Here is a 6,179-nt window from a genome sequence, read left to right as displayed (position 1 = left end):
GGGTGGTTCCATCCCCCTCTCACCTCGCTGAAAGGCAGGAACCATGGGCATATCGCTGTCCCGCCGTTCGATCTCCTCCGCCGCCGTGGTGGCGCTCGCGACCTGTGCGGTCGCCGCCACCGCGCCACCCGCGTCGGCCGCCCAGGACGGCGGCAGGCCGGGCGGCGGCGGGAGGCCGACGGTGGTCCTGGTGCACGGCGCGTTCGCGGACGCCTCCGGATGGAACGACGTCGCCACGCGCCTCATGGACGACGGGTTCACCGTCCTCGCCCCGCCCAACGAGCTGCGCGGTCTGACCGAGGACGCCGCCTACGTGGCCAGTTTGCTCAAGAGCATCAGCGGCCCGATCGTGCTGGCCGGCCACTCCTACGGCGGAGCCGTCATCACCCAGGCCGCCGCCGGGAACCCGAACGTCAGGGCTCTGGTCTACGTGTCGGCGTTCGCGCCCGACGTGGGCGAGTCCCCGGCCGAACTGTCGACGAAGTTCGCGGGCAGTGACCTCGCCACCGCGCTCAACGCCGTCCCCTTCACCGGCACCGGCGGCGGCGGAGTCGACCTCTACATCCAGAGCGAGAAGTTCCGCGCCGTCTTCGCCGCCGACCTGCCGGAGTCCCGCACCCGGCTGATGGCCGCCGAGCAGCGCCCCGTCTCCCAGGTCGGGTTCGCCGAGAAGGCCACCGCCGCCGCCTGGCGCGACATCCCGTCGTGGTTCGTCGTCTCCCGGCAGGACCGGGCCATCGCCCCCGACCTGGAGCGCTTCGAGTCCAGGCGCGCCAAGTCGCGCACCGTCGAGATCGACTCCTCGCACGTGTCGATGATGTCCCACCCCGACGAGATCGTCCGCCAGATCCGCGAGGCAGCGGGCGCCGCCGCCGGCGGCGCTGCCGCGGCCCCGGCCGAGCTCGCGGCCGAGCTCGCGGCGACCGGCTCCCACGGGCGGGCCGTCGCCGCGGTCGGCGCGGTCGGCGCCGCCGCGCTGCTGTCCGGCTCGGTGCTCACCCGCATCACCCGCCGGCGCGGCACCCGCTGAGCGGTCGGCCCGGCCGGGCCGGCCAGGGGCCTTGTCCCCTGCCGACCGCGCCCGGCCGGGCCGGCCCGCGCGCCGGCGGCGGGTCTCAGAGCGTCGGCCGTACGGCGGTGACGTCGCGCAGGACGGCCCAGACGGCGGCGGGCTGCTCCTCCTGGGCGAAGTGCCCGGCGTCGGCGACCACCGCGGTGGTGAGTTCGCGGACGCCCGCGGCGCGGAAGCCCCGGGCGTAGGCCTCGATGTCGCCGCCCTCGCGGTCGCCGCGCACGTGCCGGCCGACGGCCCGCGTAGGGCCGGCCGCCGCTCCGCCGCGGCTCCCTCGCCGCCCCCTCGCCGCTCAGGCGTGCCGGACGAGGGCGACCGGGCACACCGCGTGGTGGATCGCGGCGTGCGCCACCGGGCCGAGGTGGGCGCCGAACAGGGTGCGGCGGGTGCGGCGGCCGACCACGAGCAGCCGGGCCCCGTCCGCCGCGTCCACCAGGTCGACGGAGCGGCTGCCCTGGATCAGGTCGGCGGTCACCGACACGTCGGGGTGGCGCTCCCGCCAGGGGGCCAGTTGCTCGGCGAAGCGGGCCCGGTCGACGGAGGAGAGTTCGCCCAGCCCGCCGACGGCCTGGAGCGCCGTGTACTGGCTGGAGATCGGCGGCGACCAGACGTGCACCACCCGCAGCGGGGCCCGGCGCCGGGCGGCCGCGTCGAAGGCGAAGGCCAGCACGTCGTCCATCGGGTGGGTCAGGTCGACGCCCACCAGCACCGGGCCGTCCGACTCGACCGCCTCCGCCCGGACCAGCACCACCGGACAGCTCGCCCGGCGCAGCACCTCATGGCTCACCGAGCCGACCAGGAAGCCGCGCACCGCGCCCAGCCCGCGCGAGCCCAGGACGAGCAGGCCGGCCGAGTTCCCGGCCGCCTCCAGCGCCTCGGCCGGATCGGTCGGGACGATCGCCGAGGTGACCGGCCCGACACCGGCCAGTGGGCGCAACTCATCGGCCCGGAGATCGAGTTGGTCCAGTGCGTGCCGGTAGGTCTCCTCGCTGCCGACCACGTCCTGGTGCGGCCAGGGCCAGGCCTGCAGGAGATCGAGCGGGCAGCCGCGGCGCTGCGCCTCGCGGGCGGCCCACTCGGTGGCGGCGCGGCTCTCGGGGGAGCCGTCGAATCCGGCGACGACGGGTGCGGTCATGGTCTGCTCCTCATCCGCGCAGCGCGTCCAGGGCGGCGGTCAGCCGCCGCGCCGCCTCGTCGGCGACCTCGCCCAGCCCGCCGCCCGGGCCGGCCAGGGTGACCATGGTCTGCGGGTCGACGGCCTCCACCACCGTGGCCCCGCCGTCCGCCCGGACCACCACGTTGCAGGGCAGCAGCAGCCCGATCCGGCGGTCGGCCTGGAGGGCGCGGTGGGCGAGGGCGGGGTTGCAGGCGCCGAGGATCAGGTAGTCCTCGATCTCCGCGCCGATCTTCTCGCGCAGCGTCGCCCGGACGTCGATGGTGGTCAGGACGCCGAAGCCCTGCTCCTTGAGCGCGGCGGTGACCGCCTCCACCGCCTGCGCGAACGGCCGGTCGAGCCGTACGCCGAGACCGTAGTCCATGGTTCCTCCAGAAGAATCCGGGCGGCCCCAGTATCGGCGGACGCCGCCCCTGCCGCCTCCCGGAGCGATCGGCGGCCCGTTGTCGGTGGCCGCGCCTAGGCTCGGGCCGAACTGCTTCCGGGGAGGGTGTGGTGAAGGTGCGCAGGCCGGTCGACGGCGAGGTCCGGGTCCACTACGGACAGATCTACGTGGAGAGCGATCCCGACGGTCCCGGGCCCGACCTGGCGAAGGCGTTCGCGGGCCAGCGTGCGGGGCTCTGCGGCGCGGCCGTCCCCGGATCGCTCTGGCTGACCACCGGGCTGCACACCGGTGCCGTCGGTTTCACCGTCGAGGTGCACGAGCAGGCCCCGCCGCTGGACCACGAGTGGGAGGACGTGGTCGAGACCTCCTTCCGTCCGTCCACGGACCGGTGCCTGCTGGTGGAATGGGGTGGCGGCACCGTCCGGGAGCTGGACCTGGCGGAGGCCGATCACCGGGTGCGCTACTGCGCCCGGGGCATCGACGAGGGGCGCCGGCGGGACACCCGGGCGTCCGGTGAACCGCAGGCGGACCGCTACGCGCTCCAGTTCTGGCCCGCCCCGCCCGAGCCGGACCGCGTCCTGCGGCAGACCTCGCGGACAGCGGCGTACTGGCACGACTACGCCCGGCGGCTGCCGCCGCCCCCCACGCCCGAGGAACGCGTCGCGGAGGAACTCCGGTCCCGCCGCGCCCGGGAACGCGCGGAACAGGAGAACCGGGCCGGCGCCGAGTCGTGGGAGTGGGGCGGACGGCGGCCGAGCGAGGCCCTGCGCGAGCCGGCCGGCCAGGTGCGGGGCCTGCTGGAGTTCGACGCACCCCTGCTGCACACCCTGGACGACGCCGGCCCGCGGGTCCAGCGCTCGGTGGCGCGGCTCGCGGCCCGGCGCGCCTGCACGGCGGCCGGGCTCGCCGGGCTCGACTGGATCGCCGCCGCGCTGACCGCCCTGGACGAGGGGCGCCCGCTGCCGCCGCCCTTCGACGACCCGGCCGGTCCCTGGCAGGCCCTGGCCGACGACCCGCGCGTCCCCGCCCGGACGGTCCGCCGGGCCGTCGCGCCGGAGCGCGAGCCCTTTCGCCCGCCGCACGCGGACCCGAACGCCCCGCGGCCGATGTCCGTGCCCGTGCGGCGGCAGGCGTTCTTCTCCGTGACGGCCCCGGAGCGGCCGGAGCACCCGGAGACATCGGTCGCGGGGACGTTGGCCGCGGCGCCGTCGGTCGCGGGGCCGTCGCCGGTCGTCATCCGCACCGCCCGCCTCGGCCCGATCGACCCCGACCGGCCGCTGTCGCAGCCGCACCTGGCGCTGCCCGCCCTGCTCGGCGCGGCCGGGCCGGACCCGCTGCGGGCCGCGGTCGACGCGGTGTTCGCGGCGGTGGCGACGTACGGCGAGGACCACCGGACGCTGCTGGCGGAGGTCCGGGCCGTGCTCGCGGAGCACCGCTGACCGGCTGCTGCGGTGGGGTGTCGGGGTGGTACCGCGGTACTACGGGCGCGCCGATGATCGGACTCCGGTACCACGGATCGGAGCCGACTCCGCACGTAGCGTGGTGCACGAGGGCGGCCGGACGGACCGGCCCCGGAGCACAGAGGTGAGCGATGATCGAGGCGCACCGGCTGACGAAGCGGTACGGGGAGAAGACGGCCGTGGACCAGCTGGACTTCACGGTCCGGCCGGGGACGGTGACGGGCTTCCTCGGGCCGAACGGCGCGGGCAAGTCCACCACGATGCGGATGATCGTCGGGCTGGACGCCCCCACCAGCGGTTCGGTGAGGGTCAACGGCCGCCGCTACGCCGAGCACGCGGCGCCGCTCCAGGAGGTCGGCGCGCTGCTGGAGGCCAAGTCGATCCACCCGGGCCGCTCGGCCTTCCACCACCTGATGGCCCAGGCCCACACCCACGGCATCCCGCGCCGACGGGTCGAGGAGGTCATCGAGCTGACCGGGCTGTCGTCGGTGGCCCGCAAGCGCGCCGGGGCGTTCTCGCTCGGCATGGGCCAGCGGCTCGGGATCGCCTCCGCCCTGCTGGGCGACCCGGCCACGGTGATGCTCGACGAGCCGGTCAACGGCCTCGACCCCGAGGGCGTGCTGTGGATCCGCAACCTGCTCACCTCGCTCGCCGCCGAGGGCCGCACCGTCTTCGTCTCCTCGCACCTGATGAGCGAGATGGCCCTGGTCGCCGACCACCTGATCATCGTCGGACGGGGCCGGCTGCTGGCCGACACGACCGTGCAGGACCTGGTCCGCCAGGCCGGCGGCGACGTGGTCAAGGTGGTCAGCGCCGACCCGGCCGGGCTGCGCACCGCGCTGGCCGGCCCCGGTGTGGAGGTCACCGGCCGGGCGGGCTCGGAGGAACTGCTGGTCAGCGGACGCACGGCCCGCGAGATCGGCCTGGCCGCCGCCGAGCGGGGCATCGCCCTGTTCGAGCTCACCCCTCGGGCCGTCTCCCTGGAGGAGGCGTTCATGGACCTGACCCGCGACGCCGTCGAGTACCACGGCACGACCATCACCGCCGCCGGCGCCCCCGCCGGTGAGACCCCGAGGAGTGCGGCATGACCACCATCGCACCGAGCCCGATGCCCGCCTCTGGTGACCTGCGGCCCACGCGCCCCGCGTACCGGGTGACGGCGGTGCGGGTGCTGCGTTCCGAGTGGGCGAAGCTGTGGTCGCTGCGCTCCACCTGGATCACCCTCGGGCTGGCCCTGCTCTTCCTGGTCGGCTTCGGCCTGATCGCCGCCTACCAGTTCAAGTCACGGATGACCTCCGGCCGTCCGATGGACCGGGACTTCGCGAGCGCGAGCACACTGAGCCTCTCCCTGTTCGGCACCAACTTCGCCCAGCTGGCCCTCGGCGTCCTCGGTGTGCTGGTCGCCGCCGGGGAGTACTCGACCGGCATGATCCGCTCGACCCTGGCCGCCGTGCCGCGCCGACTGCCGGTGCTCTGGTCCAAGGCCGCCGTGTACGGGCTGATCGCGCTGGTGCTCGGCACCGTCGGGGTGTTCGCGGTCTTCGTCGCCGACAGCGGCGTCCTCTCCGGCACCCGGGTGGCGATGACCCTCTCCGACGCCGGGGTGGTCCGCGGCCTGCTGGGCGCCGGGCTCTACCTCGCGCTGGTCGGTGTGATCGGCGTCGCGCTCGGCGCGCTGCTGCGCTCGGTGGCCGGCGGCATCGCGGTGCTGGTGGCCACGCTGATGCTGGTCCCCGGGCTGACATCGCTGCTGCCCAGCTCCTGGCAGAGCCACCTCAGCCCCTACCTGCCCAGCCACGCGGGCGAGGCGATGTTCGCCCTGCATCACGACTCGACCACGCTCTCGCCGACGGTGGGGCTGGCCGTCTTCCTCGGCTGGATGGTCCTCGCCCTCGGCGCGGCGGCCGTGCGGCTGGTGCGCACCGACGCCTGAGAGACTCGGAGCGGAGACGATCCATCGCGGCGCCGGGGCCAACCGGCGCCGCACCCACGACCTCGACAGCCCGGCCGACCAGGGAGGTGCCACCGGTGAGCGAGCACGCCACCACCACGAGCCCGTTCGCGGCCGGAGGTATCCGGGCCGACGAC

Annotated in this window: 7 protein-coding genes; 4 read left to right on the top strand and 3 right to left on the bottom strand. The window is 75.6% G+C overall.

Features of this window, described 5'->3' with window-relative positions; translation table 11 throughout:
• The first annotated feature begins 43 nt into the window (after positions 1-43).
• Entirely contained in the window at positions 44-1,030 is a 987-nt protein-coding gene (locus tag ACIQOV_RS22825) for an alpha/beta fold hydrolase (protein ID WP_401051142.1), read from the top strand.
• A gap of 85 nt (positions 1,031-1,115) precedes the next feature.
• Here the strand turns inward: ACIQOV_RS22825 and ACIQOV_RS22820 are convergent, their stop codons facing one another.
• The 3 genes from ACIQOV_RS22820 to ACIQOV_RS22810 all read right to left on the bottom strand — a co-directional run bounded on the left by ACIQOV_RS22820 (position 1,116) and on the right by ACIQOV_RS22810 (position 2,610).
• On the bottom strand, positions 1,116-1,295 hold the full coding sequence (locus tag ACIQOV_RS22820; RefSeq protein WP_401051140.1) for a hypothetical protein: 180 nt from the start codon (positions 1,293-1,295) through the stop codon (positions 1,116-1,118).
• Positions 1,296-1,364: 69 nt separating this feature from the next.
• The gene (locus tag ACIQOV_RS22815) at positions 1,365-2,207 is read right to left on the bottom strand and encodes a universal stress protein (RefSeq protein ID WP_401051137.1); all 843 of its coding nucleotides are present in this window, start codon (positions 2,205-2,207) and stop codon (positions 1,365-1,367) included.
• Between the two features lie 10 nt (positions 2,208-2,217).
• Entirely contained in the window at positions 2,218-2,610 is a 393-nt protein-coding gene (locus ACIQOV_RS22810; RefSeq protein WP_401051134.1) for a DUF302 domain-containing protein, read from the bottom strand.
• 131 nt (positions 2,611-2,741) lie between these two features.
• Between ACIQOV_RS22810 and ACIQOV_RS22805 the strand changes: the two genes are divergently transcribed.
• The 3 genes from ACIQOV_RS22805 to ACIQOV_RS22795 all read left to right on the top strand — a co-directional run bounded on the left by ACIQOV_RS22805 (position 2,742) and on the right by ACIQOV_RS22795 (position 6,024).
• Positions 2,742-4,070, top strand: a complete 1,329-nt coding sequence (locus tag ACIQOV_RS22805; RefSeq protein WP_401051132.1) for a hypothetical protein — start codon at positions 2,742-2,744, stop codon at positions 4,068-4,070.
• Between the two features lie 152 nt (positions 4,071-4,222).
• Positions 4,223-5,179, top strand: a complete 957-nt coding sequence (locus tag ACIQOV_RS22800) for an ATP-binding cassette domain-containing protein (RefSeq protein WP_401051130.1) — start codon at positions 4,223-4,225, stop codon at positions 5,177-5,179.
• On the top strand, positions 5,176-6,024 hold the full coding sequence (locus ACIQOV_RS22795) for an ABC transporter permease (protein WP_401051127.1): 849 nt from the start codon (positions 5,176-5,178) through the stop codon (positions 6,022-6,024). The genes ACIQOV_RS22800 and ACIQOV_RS22795 overlap by 4 nt, the downstream gene beginning before the upstream one ends.
• Positions 6,025-6,179: the final 155 nt, after the last annotated feature.

The organism is Kitasatospora sp. NPDC091257, from assembly GCF_044757675.1.
Taxonomy (GTDB): Bacteria; Actinomycetota; Actinomycetes; order Streptomycetales; family Streptomycetaceae; genus Kitasatospora; species Kitasatospora lactacystinica.
Note: the sequence above shows the minus strand (reverse complement) of the source record. Positions and strands in the feature narration are given on the sequence as shown.